This is a genomic window from Streptomyces sp. CNT360, from assembly GCF_000424785.1.
This window is the reverse complement of record NZ_AUKO01000001.1, coordinates 838,817-855,941: the sequence shown is the minus strand read 5'-3', so window position 1 is coordinate 855,941 and position 17,125 is coordinate 838,817. Positions and strand designations below refer to the sequence as shown.

At 72.9% G+C, this 17,125-nt stretch carries 17 protein-coding genes; 10 read left to right on the top strand and 7 right to left on the bottom strand.

Annotation, left to right across the window (positions count from 1 at the left end; genetic code table 11):
• Positions 1-223 precede the first annotated feature (223 nt).
• Positions 224-1,312, top strand: a complete 1,089-nt coding sequence (locus H297_RS0103645; RefSeq protein WP_027735942.1) for an S-(hydroxymethyl)mycothiol dehydrogenase — start codon at positions 224-226, stop codon at positions 1,310-1,312.
• Positions 1,312-1,917: an MBL fold metallo-hydrolase gene (locus H297_RS0103640; protein ID WP_027735941.1), complete on the top strand. Its 606-nt coding sequence runs from the start codon at positions 1,312-1,314 to the stop codon at positions 1,915-1,917. Before H297_RS0103645 ends, H297_RS0103640 begins: the two co-directional genes overlap by 1 nt.
• Before the next feature lie 44 nt (positions 1,918-1,961).
• Here H297_RS0103640 and H297_RS0103635 read toward each other — a convergent pair whose 3' ends face one another.
• Entirely contained in the window at positions 1,962-3,173 is a 1,212-nt protein-coding gene (locus H297_RS0103635) for a pyridoxal phosphate-dependent aminotransferase (protein WP_027735940.1), read from the bottom strand.
• A 91-nt stretch (positions 3,174-3,264) separates the two neighbouring features.
• Between H297_RS0103635 and H297_RS34275 the strand changes: the two genes are divergently transcribed.
• From H297_RS34275 to H297_RS0103620, 3 genes are all read left to right on the top strand, one after another.
• Positions 3,265-3,975 (top strand): winged helix-turn-helix transcriptional regulator, encoded by a 711-nt coding sequence (locus tag H297_RS34275; protein ID WP_051351451.1) that lies wholly within the window; start codon positions 3,265-3,267, stop codon positions 3,973-3,975.
• A 56-nt stretch (positions 3,976-4,031) separates the two neighbouring features.
• The gene (locus tag H297_RS0103625; protein ID WP_027735939.1) at positions 4,032-4,430 is read left to right on the top strand and encodes a MerR family transcriptional regulator; all 399 of its coding nucleotides are present in this window, start codon (positions 4,032-4,034) and stop codon (positions 4,428-4,430) included.
• A gap of 190 nt (positions 4,431-4,620) precedes the next feature.
• Positions 4,621-6,072 (top strand): MFS transporter, encoded by a 1,452-nt coding sequence (locus H297_RS0103620; protein ID WP_051351450.1) that lies wholly within the window; start codon positions 4,621-4,623, stop codon positions 6,070-6,072.
• Between the two features lie 150 nt (positions 6,073-6,222).
• Here the strand turns inward: H297_RS0103620 and H297_RS0103610 are convergent, their stop codons facing one another.
• The 5 genes from H297_RS0103610 to H297_RS0103590 all read right to left on the bottom strand — a co-directional run bounded on the left by H297_RS0103610 (position 6,223) and on the right by H297_RS0103590 (position 11,477).
• A complete protein-coding gene (locus tag H297_RS0103610) occupies positions 6,223-7,107 on the bottom strand; it encodes an aldehyde dehydrogenase family protein (protein ID WP_027735937.1) in 885 nt (294 codons plus the stop codon).
• A complete protein-coding gene (locus H297_RS0103605) occupies positions 7,094-8,572 on the bottom strand; it encodes an aldehyde dehydrogenase family protein (protein ID WP_027735936.1) in 1,479 nt (492 codons plus the stop codon). The genes H297_RS0103610 and H297_RS0103605 overlap by 14 nt, the downstream gene beginning before the upstream one ends.
• A gap of 3 nt (positions 8,573-8,575) precedes the next feature.
• Entirely contained in the window at positions 8,576-9,577 is a 1,002-nt protein-coding gene (deoC, locus tag H297_RS0103600) for a deoxyribose-phosphate aldolase (RefSeq protein WP_027735935.1), read from the bottom strand.
• Between the two features lie 185 nt (positions 9,578-9,762).
• Positions 9,763-10,293, bottom strand: a complete 531-nt coding sequence (locus H297_RS0103595) for a flavoprotein (RefSeq protein WP_027735934.1) — start codon at positions 10,291-10,293, stop codon at positions 9,763-9,765.
• A complete protein-coding gene (locus H297_RS0103590; protein ID WP_027735933.1) occupies positions 10,290-11,477 on the bottom strand; it encodes a helix-turn-helix domain-containing protein in 1,188 nt (395 codons plus the stop codon). The genes H297_RS0103595 and H297_RS0103590 overlap by 4 nt, the downstream gene beginning before the upstream one ends.
• 448 nt (positions 11,478-11,925) lie before the next feature.
• Between H297_RS0103590 and H297_RS0103585 the strand changes: the two genes are divergently transcribed.
• Positions 11,926-13,146, top strand: a complete 1,221-nt coding sequence (locus H297_RS0103585; protein WP_486589385.1) for a methyltransferase domain-containing protein — start codon at positions 11,926-11,928, stop codon at positions 13,144-13,146.
• A gap of 175 nt (positions 13,147-13,321) precedes the next feature.
• Here the strand turns inward: H297_RS0103585 and H297_RS0103580 are convergent, their stop codons facing one another.
• Positions 13,322-13,552 carry a hypothetical protein gene (locus H297_RS0103580; protein WP_027735931.1) on the bottom strand — a complete coding sequence of 77 codons (231 nt, stop codon included), beginning with the start codon at positions 13,550-13,552 and terminating at the stop codon, positions 13,322-13,324.
• Between the two features lie 613 nt (positions 13,553-14,165).
• On the opposite strand from H297_RS0103580, the gene H297_RS0103570 reads away from it, so the two are divergent.
• The 4 genes from H297_RS0103570 to H297_RS43970 all read left to right on the top strand — a co-directional run bounded on the left by H297_RS0103570 (position 14,166) and on the right by H297_RS43970 (position 17,107).
• Positions 14,166-14,882, top strand: a complete 717-nt coding sequence (locus H297_RS0103570; protein ID WP_027735929.1) for a PH domain-containing protein — start codon at positions 14,166-14,168, stop codon at positions 14,880-14,882.
• A 358-nt stretch (positions 14,883-15,240) separates the two neighbouring features.
• On the top strand, positions 15,241-16,161 hold the full coding sequence (locus tag H297_RS34270) for a hypothetical protein (RefSeq protein WP_051351449.1): 921 nt from the start codon (positions 15,241-15,243) through the stop codon (positions 16,159-16,161).
• On the top strand, positions 16,158-16,715 hold the full coding sequence (locus tag H297_RS43975) for an NAD-dependent epimerase/dehydratase family protein (RefSeq protein ID WP_486589384.1): 558 nt from the start codon (positions 16,158-16,160) through the stop codon (positions 16,713-16,715). Before H297_RS34270 ends, H297_RS43975 begins: the two co-directional genes overlap by 4 nt.
• On the top strand, positions 16,706-17,107 hold the full coding sequence (locus H297_RS43970; RefSeq protein WP_486589383.1) for a hypothetical protein: 402 nt from the start codon (positions 16,706-16,708) through the stop codon (positions 17,105-17,107). The genes H297_RS43975 and H297_RS43970 overlap by 10 nt, the downstream gene beginning before the upstream one ends.
• Positions 17,108-17,125 lie beyond the last annotated feature (18 nt).

Sequence of the window (17,125 nt, the reverse complement as noted above, 5' to 3'; positions counted from 1 at the left end):
GGCGCGTGCGGAAACCGGGCGAAGTGGGGAGTCCGGCTCCTGTTGCGGTGCGGGCGGGCGACGGACGGTACGCTCCGGCGCGGGGCCCGAGGGGAAGCCGAAGGAAGGCCGAGGGAATCGGGTCGTCGCAACCCGGCACGGGCCCTCCCGGAAACCGCGCCTGGACAGGGAGAATGGCATCTTCGGCAACCAGGTATCCGATGGAGGAAGGAGGCCCTCCCGTATGGCACAGGAAGTACGCGGGGTCGTCGCACCCGGCAGGAACGAACCCGTGCGGGTCGAGACGATCGTCGTCCCCGACCCGGGGCCCGGCGAGGCCGTCGTCCAGGTGCAGGCGTGCGGCGTGTGCCACACCGATCTGCACTACAAGCAGGGCGGGATCAGTGACGATTACCCCTTCCTTCTGGGGCACGAGGCGGCAGGCGTCGTCGAGGCAGTCGGCGACGGCGTCACCGATGTGGCGCCCGGCGACTTCGTGGTCCTCAACTGGCGTGCCGTCTGCGGCCAGTGCCGGGCCTGCAAGCGGGGCCGGCCCTGGTACTGCTTCGACACGCACAACGCCAGGCAGAAGATGACGCTCAAGGCCGACGGCCGCGAGTTGGAGCCCGCCCTGGGCATCGGCGCCTTCGCCGACAAGACGCTGGTGGCTGCGGGGCAGTGCACCAAGGTGGACCCGGCGGTCTCGCCGGCCGTCGCCGGGCTGCTGGGCTGCGGCGTCATGGCCGGGATCGGCGCCGCGATCAACACCGGTCAGGTGACCCGCGGCGACACGGTGGCCGTCATCGGCTGCGGCGGGGTCGGGGACGCCGCCGTCGCGGGGGCGCGGCTGGCGGGTGCGGCGAAGATCATCGCCGTCGACATCGACGACCGCAAGCTCACCACCGCCGAGAAGATCGGTGCCACCCACACGGTCAACTCCTCCACCGCCGACCCCGTCGAGGCGATCCGCGAGCTGACCGGCGGGTTCGGTGCGGACGTGGTCATCGAGGCGGTGGGTCGGCCGGAGACGTACAAGCAGGCGTTCTACGCCCGCGACCTGGCCGGCACCGTCGTCCTCGTCGGCGTACCGACACCGGAGATGCAACTGGAGCTGCCGCTGCTGGACGTCTTCGGGCGGGGCGGTTCCCTCAAGTCGTCCTGGTACGGGGACTGTCTGCCCTCGCGGGACTTCCCGATGCTGATCGACCTGCACACCCAGGGCCGGTTGGACCTGGGCGCGTTCGTCACCGAGACGGTCGGCCTGGACGAGGTGGAGCAGGCGTTCGAGCGGATGCACGCGGGCGACGTGCTGCGTTCGGTGGTGATGCTGTGATGGCGGCCCGTATCGATCACCTCGTCACCAGCGGGGAGTTCCGCCTCGACGGGGAGACCCACCAGGTCGACAACAACGTGTGGATCGTCGGCGACGACACCGAGGCCGTCGTCATCGACGCGGCGCACGACGCGGCCGCCATCGAGGCCGCGCTGGGCGGGCGCACACTGCGCGCCATCGTGTGCACGCACGCGCACAACGACCACATCGACGCGGCCCCTGAGCTGGCCGACCGCACCGGTGCACCGATCCTGCTGCACCCGGACGACCGCGTCCTGTGGGACATGACCCACCCGGACCGGGTGCCCGACGGCGAGTTGGCCGACGGGGGCACGGTGGTTGTGGGCGGCACCGAGCTGACCGTGCTGCACACCCCCGGCCACGCTCCCGGCGCCGTCTGCCTGTACGCCCCGGGGCTGGGCACCGTCTTCACCGGCGACACCCTCTTCCAGGGCGGCCCGGGCGCGACGGGGCGCTCCTTCTCCGACCACCCCACCATCGTCCGCTCCATCAAGGAACGGCTGCTCACGCTGGCGCCCGAGACCGTCGTACGGACGGGCCACGGGGACAGCACGACGGTGGGGGCGGAGACCGGCAACGTGTGACGGCCGGGCGGCGGGCTCCCCGAGGCCGGGTGCCCGCCGCCCGCCTACTGCCGGTAGCCCTCCAGGAAGCGGCCGATGCGGGAGATCGCGGCGTCCAGGTCGTCGGCGCGGGGCAGGGTCAGGACGCGGAAGTGGTCGGGGCGGGCCCAGTTGAAGCCGGTGCCCTGCACGACCTGGATCTTCTCCCGCAGCAGCAGGTCGAGGACGAAGCGCTCGTCGTCGTGGATCCTGTGCACCTCGGGATCCAGCCGCGGGAAGGCGTAGAGGGCGCCCTTCGGCTTGACGCAGCTCACCCCGGGGATCTCGTTGAGCTTCTGCCAGGCGACGTCCCGCTGCTCGTGCAGCCGGCCGCCCGGCAGGACGAGTTCCTCGATGGACTGGCGGCCGCCGAGGGCCGCCTGGATGGCGTACTGGGCGGGGGCGTTGGGGCACAGCCGCATCGAGGCGAGCATGCCCAGGCCCTCCAGGTAGTCACGGGCGTGCTGCTTCGGCCCGGAGACCAGCAGCCAGCCGGAGCGGAAACCGGCCACCCGGTAGGCCTTGGACAGTCCGCTGAAGGTGAGGCAGACCAGGTCGGGGGCCAGTGCCCCCACGTGGTGGTGGACGGCGCCGTCGTAGAGGATCTTGTCGTAGATCTCGTCGGAGAGGACCATCAGCCCGTTGCGGCGGGCCAGATCGAGGATCCCTTCGAGCAGCTCGCGCGGGTAGACGGCGCCCGTGGGGTTGTTGGGGGAGATGATGACCACGGCCTTGGTCCGGGGCGTGATCCTGGCGGCCATGTCGTCCAGGTCGGGCAGCCACCCGGCCTGCTCGTCGCACACGTAGTGCACCGCCTTGCCGCCGGCCATCGTCGTCACGGCCGTCCACAGCGGGAAGTCCGGGGAAGGGATGAGGATCTCGTCGCCGTCCTCGACCAGCGCCTGGACGGCCATGGACACCAGCTCCGAGACGCCGTTGCCCAGATAGACGTCGTCCACGTCGGCCTCGGGGAAGCCGCGCTGCTGGTAGTGCTGGGCAACGGCCCGGCGCGCTGCCAGGATGCCGCGCGACTCGGTGTAGCCGTGCGCCTGGGGGAGCATCCGCACCATGTCCTGGATGATCTCCTCGGGCGCCTCGAAGCCGAAGAGCGCCGGGTTTCCGGTGTTGAGGCGCAGCACGCTGTGTCCGGCCTCCTCCAGCGCGTCGGCCTGCTCGATCACCGGACCGCGGATCTCGTAACAGACCTCGCTGAGCTTGTTCGACTGCCGGAACTCCATGCTCGCCCGCCCTCTCCTGGTCCTCACTCGGCTACTTGGTTCTACCAAGTGCAGACTTGGAAAGTCCAATGACATGTCTAGACTGACGGACATGCCGAGCCACGCGAGCACCAGCCCCAGCGCCAGCGCACCCACCAGCGCCGGCACCAGCCGACCCCGGCGCAGCTACGACCAGTTCTGCGCCGTCGCCCGTGCTCTCGACTCCGTCGGGGACCGCTGGACGCTGCTCATCGTCCGCGAACTCCTCGCCGGCCCCCGCCGCTACACCGACCTCCACGCCGACCTGCCCGGCGTCAGCACCGACATGCTCGCGGCGCGGCTCAAGCACATGGAGGCCGAGGGTTTGGCCGAACGGCGCCGCCAGCCGAAACCGGCGTCCGGATACGTGTACGAGCTCACCGCCCGCGGCCGGGCACTGCTGCCCGTCCTGACCGCCCTCGCCACCTGGGGCGCCCCTGCCCTGGGCGGACCCGGCCCCACCGACGCCGTCCGCGCCCACTGGTGGGCGCTGCCCCTGCGCGACGCCGTGCGGCGGGCCGTCGGTCAGGAGGCCACCGGCACCGTGGACATCGCGCTGCCCGAGGGCGTCTTCCACCTGCGGCTGGGCGACGCGCAGGAGGGCCCGGTGTACGCCGAGGGCGCCGCGCCGCACCCCGGCGACCTGCGCCTCGAACTGGACACCGCCGCCTGCGCCGCCCTCGCGGACGGCTCCCTGACACTGCGGGACGCCATCCGCGTGGGGACGGTCCGGGCGGCCGGGGACGGTGCGTTGGCGCAGGCGTTGGGAGCGGGGGCCGCATGAGCCTGGGGTCCGCCGCTTGACCTTGACGCCCGTGTCAAGGTTTTAACGTCCTGACCATGTTGAAGGAGAGCGAGATGCGGATCGGAGAGCTGGCGAAGCTGACCGGCGTCAGCCCCCGGTCCCTGCGCTACTACGAGCAACAGGGCTTCCTGGCGCCCCTCCGCGCCGAGAACGGCTACCGCGAGTACGGCGAGCTGGACGCCGTACGGGCTGCGAACATCAAGGACGCCCTCGACGCCGGTCTCACCCTGGACGAAGTCCGCCCCGCGCTGGTCAACGGCTGCCTGGACGCGCCGTTGCGGCAAAGCCCGTACTGCGCCGACGAGTTGCAGCGGGCCACCGACCGGCTCGCCGCACTGGACGACCGGATTGCCGCGCTCCAGGAGCTGCGCGGCCGGCTCGCGAAGCACATCGACGAGACCGTCATCCGCCGCCCCGTGGAGGGCACCGGCTGACGGCCGCCGCCGCACGCGGGCCGGAACCCACGGCGCCGCGCCGATCAGCCATGCCCTGCTACCGCCCTCCCCGAGCCGCCCCCGCCACCGGAACGACGGCACGGCCGTCGCCGGGCTGCCGCCTGGGAGCGCCGCCGACCTGCGGATGAGCGAGCCGTCGGGAGGCCCTGGACAACCACAGGAGTACGCAGTGACACATCTTGACGCGGAACCGGGGCCCGGAGAGCCGGATATCGGTGTACTCCCGAGTCGACGCCGGTGGGCGCTCGTTCTCCTCGCCGGAGCGCTGGCACTGGACACCGGCGGGGCCGCGGTCATCAACGCCGCCTTGCCCTCCATCGGCCATGAGTACGACATCGACAGCTCCACGCTGCAATGGACGATGACCGCCTACTCCATTGCGTTCGCCGGGTTCCTGCTGTTCGGGGGCAGGGTTGCGGACGTCCTGGGCCGCCGGAAGATTTTCGCAGTGGGCGTCGCGCTCTTCGCCGTGGCCTCGCTGGGCGCCGCGCTCGCCCCGACCGTCTGGGTGCTGATCACGGCTCGGGCACTTCAGGGGATCGGTGCAGCACTGTCCGGCCCCGCGTCGCTTGCTCTGCTCACCCAGATCTTCCCCGAGGGACCGCAGCGGAACCGGGCGCTGGCGGTCTATGCGGCGACCGGCGGGTCCAGCTTCAGCGTCGCGCTGGTCATCGGCGGGGCTCTCACCGACGCCCTCGGCTGGCGTTCGGTGTTCGCCGTCAGCGTCGTCGTCGGAGCTGCGGTACTGGCAGGGGTCCGGTCGGTGCTTCCCGCGGGCCGGCGCCGGCCGCGCCCCCTGGACATCCCGGGCGCGGTCCTGGTCAGCATGGGTATCGGCCTGGTCGTGTACGGCGTGAGCGAGGGCAGTGAGGCCGGCTGGGGCTCCGCACAGGTCCTGCTCTCCCTGGCGCCGGCCGTGATCGTGCTGGCGGGCTTCGTCGTGTGGGAGAAGGGGCGTACGGAGCCGCTGCTTCCGATGAGCGTCTTCCGCAGCCCCCCGGTGCGGGCCGCCTCCCTCACCGGTGCTGTCTTCTACACCGGCGCCGGCGGGCTGCTGTTCTTCTCGCCGCTGTACGCGCAAGGGGTACTCGGCTACTCGCCGTTCGAGTCCGCAATGGCCGTCCTGCCCGTGGGCGTGGTCGTGGTCATCAGCTCGCAGATCGCCGGACGTCTGATGTCGCCGGCGGCCTACAGGCCCATGATGGCCGTCTGCCTGGTTCTCATCGGAACCGGCGTCACGCTGTGGGTGGGCACACCGGAAAACGGCTCGTACTGGGCGCACATGCTCCCCGGCATCGTGGTCATGAGCACCGGCCAGGGTCTGGGGTTCGGCGCGATGACGGCCGCCACGCTGGAGGGCCTGCCGCCCCACCGGCACGGAGTCGCCGGCGCGGTCAACGTCACCGCTCAGCAGATCGGCAACAGCGTCGGTCTGGCCGTCCTGGTCGCCGTTTCGACCGGTGTCAGCGGCGGTGCCACCGACCCGGCCGGTCAGCTCTCCGGCTTCCACGCGGCGTACTGGGTGGCGGGCGCCCTCGGTCTTCTGGGCGGGCTGACCGTGTGGCTCACCAGGTTTTCCAAGGTGGACACCGAGCCCTCAGCCCCGAAGGAGGCCACGTGACACATCCGGCCGGACGTACCTGAACACCGACCGACCCGCGACCACCGCCCTGACCTCGTCACCCTCGCCCGCGTCGCCCTCGTCCGTGCTGGTGTCCGGCTGCCCGCCCCGCATTTTCCACCGGGGCGGGCAGGCCCTCCTGTCCTGCGGTCAGGCGCCGATGGGGTGCCAGACCGTCTTCGTCTCCAGGAACGCCGAGAGGCGGTCGAGGCCCGGGGTGGCCGTCCAGTCGGCGGAGCCGGGGGAGGGGCGCAGCACCCGCTTGAGGTTCTCCGCGGCGGCGGTCTCCAGTTCGGTGGCCAGTTCGCTGTCCGCGCCCGCCAGGTCGATGGCGTCGACGTCCTGGTGGGCGGCCAGCGGGCGGGCCAGTTCGGCCGTGTCGCCGGAGAGCACGTTGACCACCCCGCCGGGCACGTCGGAGGTGGCCAGCACCTCGGCGAGGGAGAGGGCGGGCAGCGGGGCGGTACGGGAGGTGACCAGCACCGCCGTGTTGCCGGTGACGAGCACCGGCGCGAGGACGGAGACCAGGCCCAGCAGCGAGGACCGCTGCGGAGCCAGCACCGCGACCACGCCCGTCGGCTCCGGGGTGGAGAGGTTGAAGTACGGGCCCGCGACCGGGTTGGAGCTGCCCAGCACCTGGGCGACCTTGTCGGACCAGCCCGCGTACCAGACCCAGCGGTCGATCGCGGCGTCCGTCGCCGCCAGGGCCTTCGCCTTGGAGAGGCCCTCCGCGGCGGCCACCTCGGCGGCGAACTGCTCGCGGCGGCCCTCCAGCATCTCCGCGACCCGGTAGAGGACCTGCCCCCGGTTGTAGGCCGTGGCTGCGGACCAGGTGCCGAACGCCTTGCGGGCGGCGACGACCGCGTCCCGCGCGTCCTTGCGGGAGGCCAGCGGGGCGTTGGCCAGCCACTGGCCCTTTCCGTCGGTCACCTCGTACACCCTGCCGCTCTCGGAGCGGGGGAACTTCCCCGCGACGTACAGCTTGTAGGTCTTCAGGACGGTCAGCCGCCCCCGCGACGTCTCAGGCGTGCTCAAGGTAGGCCTCCAGACCGTGCCTGCCGCCCTCGCGGCCGTAGCCCGACTCCTTGTAACCGCCGAACGGGGAGGTCGGGTCGAACTTGTTGAACGTGTTGGCCCACACCACGCCGGCCCGCAGCCGGTCGGCCATCTGCAGGATGCGCGAGCCCTTCTCCGTCCAGATCCCGGCCGACAGCCCGTAGGGCGTGTTGTTGGCCTTGGCGACCGCCTCGTCCGGGGTGCGGAAGGTGAGCACCGACAGCACCGGGCCGAAGATCTCCTCGCGCGCGATGCGGTGCGCCTGGCCGACGTGGGTGAAGACGGTCGGCGCGAACCAGTAGCCCTCGCCGGGCAACGCGCACGGCGCCGACCAGCGCTCGGCGCCCTCGGTCTCGCCCGCCTCGGCCAGCTCGGTGATCCGGGCGAGCTGCTCGGCGGAGTTGATGGCCCCGACGTCGGTGTTCTTGTCGAGCGGGTCGCCGACGCGGAGCGTGGACATCCGCCGCTTGAGCGCGTCCAGCACCTCCTCGTGCACCGACTCCTGGACGAGCAGACGGGAGCCCGCGCAGCACACCTGGCCCTGGTTGAAGAAGATGCCGCCCACGATGCCCTCGACGGCCTGGTCGAGCGGGGCGTCCTCGAAGACGATGTTGGCGCCCTTGCCGCCGAGTTCCAGGGTGAGGCGCTTGTCCGTGCCCGCGACGGTACGGGCGATCTGCCGCCCTACGGCGGTCGAACCGGTGAAGGCGACCTTGTTCACGTCCGGGTGCGCCACCAGGGCCGCGCCCGTCGCCCCGTCACCGGTGACGATGTTGACCACCCCCCGGGGCAGCCCCGCCTGACGGCAGATGTCCGCGAAGAACAGCGCCGACAGCGGCGTCGTCTCCGCGGGCTTGAGCACCACCGTGTTGCCGGCGGCCAGCGCGGGCGCGATCTTCCAGGCGAGCATCAGCAGCGGGAAGTTCCACGGGATGACCTGCGCGGCGACACCCAGCGGGCGCGGGTCGGGGCCGAAGCCCGCGTAGGAGAGCTTGTCCGCCCAGCCCGCGTAGTAGAAGAAGTGCGCGGCGACCAGCGGCAGGTCCGCGTCCCGCGACTCGCGGATCGGCTTGCCGCTGTCCAGCGTCTCCAGGACCGCCAGCTCGCGGGAGCGCTCCTGGACGATGCGGGCGATCCGGAAGAGGTACTTGGCGCGCTCGGCCCCCGGCAGCGCCGACCACGGCCCGAACGCGGTGCGGGCCGCGCGGACTGCCGCCTCGACGTCCTCCTCACCGGCGTGGGCGACCTCCGACAGCACCTCCTCGGTGGCCGGGGCGAGCGTCTTGAAGACCTGGCCTGCGGCGGCCTCACGGAACTCGCCGTCGACGAACAGACCGTAGGAGGGGGCGATGTCGACGACCGCGCGTGACTCGGGGGCCGGGGCGTAGGCGAAAGGCTGCGCGCTGCCGGGCGGGGTGCCGGGCGGGGTGCTCGGGTCGGTCACGGCTCAGTCCACCGTTACGTAGTCGGGGCCGGAGTAGCGGCCGGTGGTCAGCTTCTGACGCTGCATCAGCAGGTCGTTGAGCAGGCTGGAGGCGCCGAAGCGGAACCAGTCGGGGCTGAGCCAGTCCGCGCCCGCCGTCTCGTTCACCACCACCAGGTACTTGATCGCGTCCTTCGCCGTGCGGATGCCGCCCGCCGGCTTGACCCCGACCTGCCGCCCGGTGGCCGCCCGGAAACCGCGGACCGCCTCCAGCATGAGCAGCGTGCCGGGCGGGGTGGCATTGACGGCGACCTTGCCGGTGGAGGTCTTGATGAAGTCGGCGCCCGCCAGCATCGCCAGCCACGAGGCGCGGCGGATGTTGTCGTAGGTGGCCAGCTCGCCGTTCTCGAAGATCACCTTGAGATGGGCGGCACCGCACGCCTCCTTGACCGCACGGATCTCCTCGAACACCTGGAGATAGCGGCCCGCGAGGAAGGCGCCGCGGTCGATCACCATGTCGATCTCGTCCGCCCCCGCGGCGACCGCCTCCCGGGTGTCGGCCAGCTTGACGGAGAGCGCGGCCCGCCCGGAGGGGAAGGCGGTGGCGACGGACGCCACCTTGATCCCGCCCGTCTGCGCGTCCGTCTGCGCCGCCGCGCCGAGGTCGGCCAGCGCCTGCTTGGCGGTGGCCGCCATGTCGGGGTAGACGCAGACGGCGGCGACACGGGGGGCGGTCCGGTCGGTCGGGTCCGGGTTCGCGGCCTTGGCGCACAGGGAGCGCACCTTGCCCGGGGTGTCGGCGCCCTCCAGGGTCGTCAGGTCGATCATGGAGATCGCCAGATCGAGCGCGTACGCCTTGGCGGACGTCTTGATGGACCGGGTCCCCAGCGCGGCGGCCCGGGCCTCCAGCCCGACCGCGTCGACACCAGGGAGTCCGTGCAGGAAGCGGCGGAGAGCGGCGTCGGAGTGCGTGACGTCCAGGAGGGAGTCCCTCCCGGCGTCGCGAGGGGCCGCATCGGTAGACATGCTCACCAGGGCACCATATCTACGCGCGTAGCCACCTGTCACCCCTGTGGTTCCGCGTTCTGCGGGGGCGCTTTTACGGGAGGGGTTCCGGCTGCGCGGGCGGTTCCGTGAAGGGGGCGCGGTCGTGCCGGGCCGCGCTCGGTGGGTAGCCGGCAGCCCGCTTCGCATTGCCTGGCTGCCAGGCATCAGGGCTCGTCGAGCAGGGACTCAAGAGCGTGCGCCCATGAGTAGGCGGCTCCCTTGCCCTGCTTCGGGGGATGCGGCTCACCCGGGGTGAACACCACCCGCACGCCCTGCTCCCGGAGTGCTTCCACGGCTCGGGTCACTGCCGGTTGGGCTCCGAGGGCGGTGCTCCAAAACGGTGCCGCCGCGACCGGCACCCCCATGTGCACGGCTTCCGCGGGAACACCCAGCGACACGGTGTCGGTGATTCCCGCAGCCCACTTGCATGCGCTCGTCGTCGTGAGTGGAGCGACGAGCATCGCGTCCGCTCTCGGCAGCCCGCTGGACTCACCGGGCAGGGCGTACTGATGCCGCACCGGGTGCCCGGTGAGCGCCGCCAACTCGGCTGTGCGCTCCCCCCACCACTTCGCAGCCGTCGGGGAGAGAACGAGGCAGGTGTCCCATCCGGCGGCTTGTGCGGTGCGGACACCCTCGTCGATGTGCTGGGCGGGGCCTGCTGCACACGCGATCAGGTAGAGCACGGGCTGGGTCATGCGCGGAGTCCACATCGTCGGGCAAGGCCACGCAACTCGCGACCGGGTATCGGCACAAGCTCCAGGAGCCGCGCCACCAAGCGGGTCACGGAGGGGCGAGCGACCTCCTGAGGCGCGAGTCGTTCTGCTTCCAACAGATCGCGGACAGCGTCTTCCCTGCGGCCCGTCGAGGCCGACGCACGTGCAGTCGTGACGAGGTGCCGGGCCCGACGTTCCCGCCCCAGTCCCGACACGGCCACGGGATCGATTCGCTGCGCGGCCTCGACCGCCGACCCTGCGTCGTCGAGCCGCAGCAGGACATCGACCTCGTGCAGCGCGATGTTGGTCGGACCGAAGCCGGTGAAGTCACGACTGTCCCTGCCCCACCGGCCTGCCACCTCCTCGGCATCGACCAGGCGTTCGGCAGCTGTGGCGACAGCGTGCGGCGTTCGCCCGCCCCCGGTCGCGCCGACTGCGGCCACCAGGTACAGCATGCCCAGCGTGGACAGCCCGGTCGGGCCCGCTCGTTCCAGGTCGGGGCGCAGTGTGGCCGCGGTGGTCGTCGCATGGTCGACCGCGGCGGCGTGCCGCTGCTGGTACATCAGTCCGCGTGCGACGCGCCGTGCAGCGCCACCGATGGACACGGGGTCCCCGGAAGCCTCCGCGGTGGTCAGCCCCCGTTCAGCGGCAAGCACTGCGGAGGTTCGGACGAGCACTCCGTACTTGTAGAGCAAACTGGCCGTCAGTTGGTACGCGCGGGACAGGAGTACGGTGGCTTCCCCGCCGGACACAGCGGTGCGGTGAGCGTCCGCGAGTACGGCAGGCAGCTCCCGGGCGGCGGCCGCGTAGTGGCAGGATGCCCAAGCCTGGCAGCAGTACATGACGCGCCGTCTGAGGTCATCGACAGGGAGGACGGCGCCGGTCCGGGACGGAGCGTGCAGGCAGTCGGCGAGCGCGGCCACCGCGGCAGGCAGAGGCGGCACCGGTGTTTCCGGAGCAGGGTCGGTCACGAGCCGTTCCAGAGGGATGCCCAGGACTTCGGCAGCCCGCTCAAGGACGGACAGCCTGGGGTCTGTCTGCCGGTGCCCCCCTTCCAGGTCCTGCACCCAGCGGCGGGACTGCCCCATGAGGCGTCCGAAGTCCCCCTGCGTCAGTCCGCGCCGGCCGCGCCAGTAGGCGATGCGTCGGCCGATGCCAGTCTGCATGGAGACCTTCCCGCCAGGGCACGCACTTTGCGTGCTCGCTGCTGTTGTACCCGCTCTACGGTGCGCATACATACGGAACGCAGCGAAGGAGCCGTGGTGAGAATCAACGAGTCGTCAACGCTGTGCCGCCGCGGCCTTGCCCCGCGCGCTGCGGCTGCGCCGCTTGCGGCATCCCGGAGCTCACCGGGGCCGTGCCGTTGGGCGCTTGCCGGCGCCCGTCCAGGCTCCGCCTCGGCCTGCCCGGTAGCTCATCACCCGGTCGAGGCGGTTTCCAGAAGGATCACAGGAACAGACCCCTCAGGAGGTACACAGTGGAATCAACTCCGTGGCTTACGAGGGCCGACGGTGGCAACCCGCAGGATGACAGCGACTCGGGCAACAAACATGGTGGCGGCGGCTCCGACGAGGGTGGGAACACCTCGGACGGGCAGGGACCGGCGGACGGTGAGTGATCGGGTTGGACGGGCAGGGCACGAAGGGGGTCGGCCCGGCAGGGCTGGCCTCCGTGTTGAGGAGGAAAGGCGCGCTGACACCGGACTGGCTGCCCGCCTACCAGGCGGTGCCGCGAGACGCCTTCGTGCCCGACACGCTGTGGCCGGGGACGGCGGGCGGCAACCGGCAGGGTGAGGTGATCGACCGGAACGTCGACCCGGCGCGGTGGTGGCGCACCGTCTACAGCGATGTTCCCCTCACCACGCAGTGGGACGACGGCGCACATGCCGGCGCCGACAAGGGGCGGGCGCCCACCTCATCCAGCTCCATGCCGAGGATGGTCTTCTCCATGCTCGGCGCCCTCGGTGTGGAGTGCCGGAACCGGGTGCTGGAGGTCGGCACGGGTACGGGCTGGAACGCTGCGCTGCTCGCGTACCGGTTGGGGCCGGACAACGTCGTGACCATCGAGGTCGATCCGGGTGTCGCGGACGAGGCCCGGCGCCGGTTCGCTGCGATCGGGCTCACGCCGTTGTCCGTCGTCGGCGACGGCGCCGAGGGATACGGCGACGGTGCGCCGTACGACCGGGTCATCGCGACGTGTGGCATCGTGCGCGTCCCGTACCCCTGGGTCGAGCAGTGTCGGCCTGGTGGGCTCGTCGTCGCACCGTGGGGGCCGCCGTACGGTGGACAGGCCGTCGCACGGCTGCGGGTGGGCGAATGCGGCGTGGCCTCAGGGCCGTTCGTGATGTCGTCCGCCTTCATGCGCCTGCGGGACCAGCGTGACACGTTCCCCGCAACGAGCGCGTTCCCCGGGGCGGATCAGTGGCCGGGTGACGGGGAGCGGCGTACCTCGTCCTTGTCTCCCGACGACATGGGCGACTGGCATCACATGTTCACGCTCGGTGTCCAGGTGCCTGACATGTTCTGCCGGGTGTCGTGGGGTGAACGAGGTGCTTATCGGCTCTGGCTGTTGGACATGGCCGGTACCTCGTGGGCGACGGCCGACTACGCGCACGACCGGAGCGATTTCGAGGTCGTGCAGTACGGGCCGCGCCGGCTGTGGGACGAGGCCGAGGCAGTCATGTCCTGGTGGTGTGAAAAGGGCCGACCGCGGTTCGAGCGGTACGGGTTGACGGTCACGCCGCAGGGGCAACGGGTCTGGCTCGACCGCCCGGACAACCCGGTGCCTGTACGGGCACCGGGAGACCGTCCCCCTTGCCGTTCTGTTTCCCCGTGACGATCTGTGCGTGGTCAGCGCGTGAGCTCCAGAGCAGTTCGTGCAGATCTCGGGAATTCCGGTGGAACGATGGGTGGTGAGGGTGTCGGGCGTGAGCTGCCGGTCTCGTTGCTCCGTCCCCTGTGCCTCGCGCGTACTCGTCGCTCGGTTGCGGGTAGGCGAGGAGCGGGGCCGGTCAGGTGGGGTGGCCGGTCAGCAGGAGGGGCTGGAAGAAGTCGGTGTCCTCCGGCAGCCGCCACCGTGGTGCGGTCGGGCCGCCTCGACGGCGTACCCGGCCAGTTGGTCCCGGGCGAGCTCCGGGTAGGTGGCGTGCCACACCGGCGTTCCAGTCGGCGTGGACGCGGTGGTAGTCGTCCGCGAGCGCGTCGGAGAAGGCCGCGGTGTCCGCGTCGTGGAGACGGGTCATGGGCTCATGACGGGCGAAGGAACGGGTCTTCTGGGGAAGTTGTGCAAGGTGCGGCTCCGGAACGCGGTTCCGCAGTTCTCCGGAGTACGGACGGTTCCCGACCGCCACGAGCGTCCCCAGGGTGGCCGGACGGGCGCGGCTGGGGGGCGGAGACGGGCTGCGGTGGGGGTCAGGTGTGGAGCGGGGAAGGGCTGACCAGCAGGTTGCCCAGCTCGGTGTGCCGGTGCAGCACCGCCCGTCCGGCGCAGCCGTGGTGACCGGGCTCCGGCCCGGCAGGGCCGCGGTGTGGGCGGAGGCCGTGGCGTCGCTGAGGGGCGGGCGGCGGGCGATGCCGCTGGTGGTGTCTCCTCGGCGAGGAGCAGCGGAGGTGCAGGCGGGTCCCGCCCCGCAGCCGGGCCGAGGCACGGTACGAACCGCCCACCGTGCCCGACACCGACGGCAGGCCGCCGCCCACCGTGGCCGACGCCGACGCCGACGGCAGGCCGCCGTCCACGGTGGACGGCACCGGCGGCAGGACCGGTCCGGCGGGTCAGGTCACGTGCAGGGGCCCGTCAGGTGTATCGATGCCGTACCGCAATGTCCGCCATGCGGACGGTCGGGCACAATCGTGCGCATGACGAGCGAGGACAAGGGCCAGGGCGACCCGGAGGAGCGGGGCGGCCCGGAGGGGCAGGACGGGGGCGGCAGCAGCGCGGGGGAGGAGTTCCCCGACCGGGTGTACCGGTCCGCGGCAGGCATGGCGGGCGGCATCGTCCTGCTGGCCATCGGGCTGTGGCTGGCGGGCGACGCCGTCTTCGGCGGCGAGGGCCGCACCCCCTGGCTGGCGCTGGCCGGGCTGCTGTTCGCCGTACCGCTCGTCGTGGCCTTCACCCTGCGGCCCGCCGTCTTCGCGGGGGACCGGCGGCTGCGGGTGCGCAACCCCTTCCGCACCGTCGAGGCGCCCTGGGGGACCGTCGAGAGCATCCGCGCCGGGTACTCCAGCGAGGTCGTGGCGGACGGCGTCAAGTACCAGCTGTGGTCCGTGCCCGTCTCCCTGCGGGCCCGCAAGAAGGCGACCCGGCACAACGAGCGCCTCGCCTCCGGGCATCTGCCCCCGGCCGGTCGCGGCGGGATCTTCGGAGGGCGCGGCCTGCCCGCGGTGTCCGAGGCCGACACCAGTGAGCGGCGGGCCCCCTCCGACCAGACGATCGACGAGCTGCGCGGACTCGCCGAGGAGCACGGCGGGAAGGAGCAGGCGCAGGGCGCGGTCGCTGTCCGCTGGGCCTTCGAGGTCATCGCCCCGGCCGTCGCCGGTGCCGTCCTGCTGGCGATCCTGCTGGCCACCGGCTGACCGTGGGCCCTGGCCCGGACCCGCCCCCGGCCCGTCCGGGGGCGGCCGGGCGGCGGTCGGACGGGGACCGGCAGGCCGCGTGGACGGGCCCGGCGCCGCCCGCTTGCGGCACCGGCTGCCGCCGGACCTTCCACCGCCCTGTCGGCGGAGCCGCCCGCCCCCGCCGTTCGACCCACCATCCTGTCGGCGGTGCCGCCTGCCCCGCGCCGTTCGACGTCCTGTGACTCCCTCCCGTACGGCCCGGCGCCCACCCTGCGGAGCCGCACGGACCGGCGCCGTCCGCACAGGCACTCGCGTGCACAGGATTGAGTACGCGCACTCATGTCCGCCCCGCCACGGGCTCCCTAGCCTCCGTGACATGGGCATACACAGCACCGTCGCGCACGGGGCCGCACGCTGCGCGAGGGTCGGCATCCCCGGGGTCGCCGCCGCGCTTCCGGAGCGGGTCGTGGACTCCGAACAGCTTCGCCGGACCGTCGCCGGGCCCGCCGTCCGCGACCACCTCCCCGGCCGCCCGGCCACCGCCCGCGCCGCGGCCGAGGCGACCGCCCGCCTGGAGTCCCTCCTGACGCATACCGCCGTGCCGAGCGGCGCGGAGGCGCCCGGCGGTTACCGTGGCTCGGCGCTCGGCGAGGGGGCGGGACCGGGCGGGGCCGGGCCCGGCCGGAGTGCGGGGCGGGACCGGGAAGGGGCCGGACTGCGGAGCATGGTGGCGGTCGCCGCCGTCGTGACGACCGTGGCGGCGCTGCCGCGGGCCGTCGCCTGGTGCGCGGACGCCCGGCTGTGGGAGCAGGCCGCCGACGACCGTAGGCGGGACGCGCTCGTCAGCGAGCTGCTGCGGGTGACGGCGCCCTCCCCGCTGCTGCCCCGCGTTGCCGCCGGGGAGGCAGCACTGGCGGGGTGCCCGGTGCGAGGCGGTGACCGGCTGCTGCTGGTGGCGCGGCACGCGGCGCGGGCCCACCGCGACGCGCCCCGCGCCGCCGCTCCGGCACCGGCGCAGGTGGCTCAGCTCGTCTTCGGCGCGGGGCCGCACGCCTGCCCCGGGGCGCGGCCGGCCCGCAGCCAGTTCGCCGATCTGCTGGCCGCGCCGGCGCCGTACCGGCCCACCGTCGTGCGGGCCCGCGTCGACCGCCGCGCGACACTGCCCGCCTGGCGCACCCTCACGATCCGCGCCGACCGCGCCGACCGCGCCGACCGCACCGACCGCGCCCGTCGCGCCGGGCCCGGGTGCGGCCGCCACGGAACTGCCTCTGCTCGTCCTCCTGGGGAGACACCATGACCTGGACGATCGCCGTCACCGGAGCGAGCGGCTTCTGCGGCTCCTACGTCGCGCGGGCCGCCGCCGAGCGGGGCGCCGAGGTGGTGACTGTGGGACGGCGGCCCGGTCCGCCGGGCCGGCACGTGTACTGGGACGCGGCGCGCGGCGGGCCGCCGGATCTGGGCGGGGCGGACGCCGTGGTGCACTGCGCCGCCGCCGTGGGCGACCCGGCGCCGGGCTCGCCTGCCGAGGCTGCGATGCGGACGGTGAACGTCGCGGGTACGGCACGGCTGCTGGAGGCCGTACAGGACCGGCCCCTGGTGTGGGTGAGCAGCGCCGGCGTGTACGCGCCCGGCCCGGACCGCGCCCGGATACGGGAGGAGCACCCGGTGGGGGCGCAGCTCAACGCGTACGGGCGGACCAAGGCGGAGGGCGAGGCGGCGGCACTGGCGGCCGACGCCGTGGTGCTGCGGCCCCGTGCGGTCTACGGCGTGGGGACCCGCATCTGGTTCCGCGGCTGCTGGGCCGGGTACGGCGGGGGCTGTTGCTGCTGCCGGGGCGGGACGTGCAACTGAGCCTGACCGCCGTGGAGAACCTGGCGGACGCCTGTCTGGCCGCGGTCGAGGGTGCGGGGTGGCCGCCGGGCGCCTACAACATCGCCGACCCGGTCCCGTACCGCAGGGACGACGCGGTCCGCACCGTGCTGGCGGCGCACGGGGTCCACGCCCGCGTGGGCCATCTGCCGCTGCCGCTCGCCCGGGCGGCAGCGGCGCTGGTGGAGCGCGCGTCCCTGCTGCGGCCCGGCGTCGAACCGCCGCTCACCCGGTACGCCGTGGACCAGCTCGCGCACAGCGTCGTCCTCGACGTCACCAAGGCGCGCCGCCAGGGCTGGGCCGCCCCGCACACACTGGCCGACTACGCCCGCGCGGTCACCGCGCCACCGAGGAGGGGCCCCGCCCCGGGCTGACCGGCTCTTCCGCCCGCC

Coding starts and splice junctions, on each gene's coding strand:
- H297_RS0103580 (WP_027735931.1), bottom strand. CDS start 13,552: ATGACCCGTCTCCACGACGCGGACACCGCGGCCTTCTCCGACGCGCTC.
- H297_RS0103590 (WP_027735933.1), bottom strand. CDS start 11,477: ATGCAGACTGGCATCGGCCGACGCATCGCCTACTGGCGCGGCCGGCGC.
- H297_RS0103635 (WP_027735940.1), bottom strand. CDS start 3,173: ATGGAGTTCCGGCAGTCGAACAAGCTCAGCGAGGTCTGTTACGAGATC.
- H297_RS34275 (WP_051351451.1), top strand. CDS start 3,265: ATGCCGAGCCACGCGAGCACCAGCCCCAGCGCCAGCGCACCCACCAGC.
- H297_RS43975 (WP_486589384.1), top strand. CDS start 16,158: ATGACCTGGACGATCGCCGTCACCGGAGCGAGCGGCTTCTGCGGCTCC.
- H297_RS34270 (WP_051351449.1), top strand. CDS start 15,241: ATGGGCATACACAGCACCGTCGCGCACGGGGCCGCACGCTGCGCGAGG.
- H297_RS0103640 (WP_027735941.1), top strand. CDS start 1,312: ATGGCGGCCCGTATCGATCACCTCGTCACCAGCGGGGAGTTCCGCCTC.
- deoC (WP_027735935.1), bottom strand. CDS start 9,577: ATGTCTACCGATGCGGCCCCTCGCGACGCCGGGAGGGACTCCCTCCTG.
- H297_RS0103570 (WP_027735929.1), top strand. CDS start 14,166: ATGACGAGCGAGGACAAGGGCCAGGGCGACCCGGAGGAGCGGGGCGGC.
- H297_RS0103595 (WP_027735934.1), bottom strand. CDS start 10,293: ATGACCCAGCCCGTGCTCTACCTGATCGCGTGTGCAGCAGGCCCCGCC.
- H297_RS0103625 (WP_027735939.1), top strand. CDS start 4,032: ATGTTGAAGGAGAGCGAGATGCGGATCGGAGAGCTGGCGAAGCTGACC.
- H297_RS0103645 (WP_027735942.1), top strand. CDS start 224: ATGGCACAGGAAGTACGCGGGGTCGTCGCACCCGGCAGGAACGAACCC.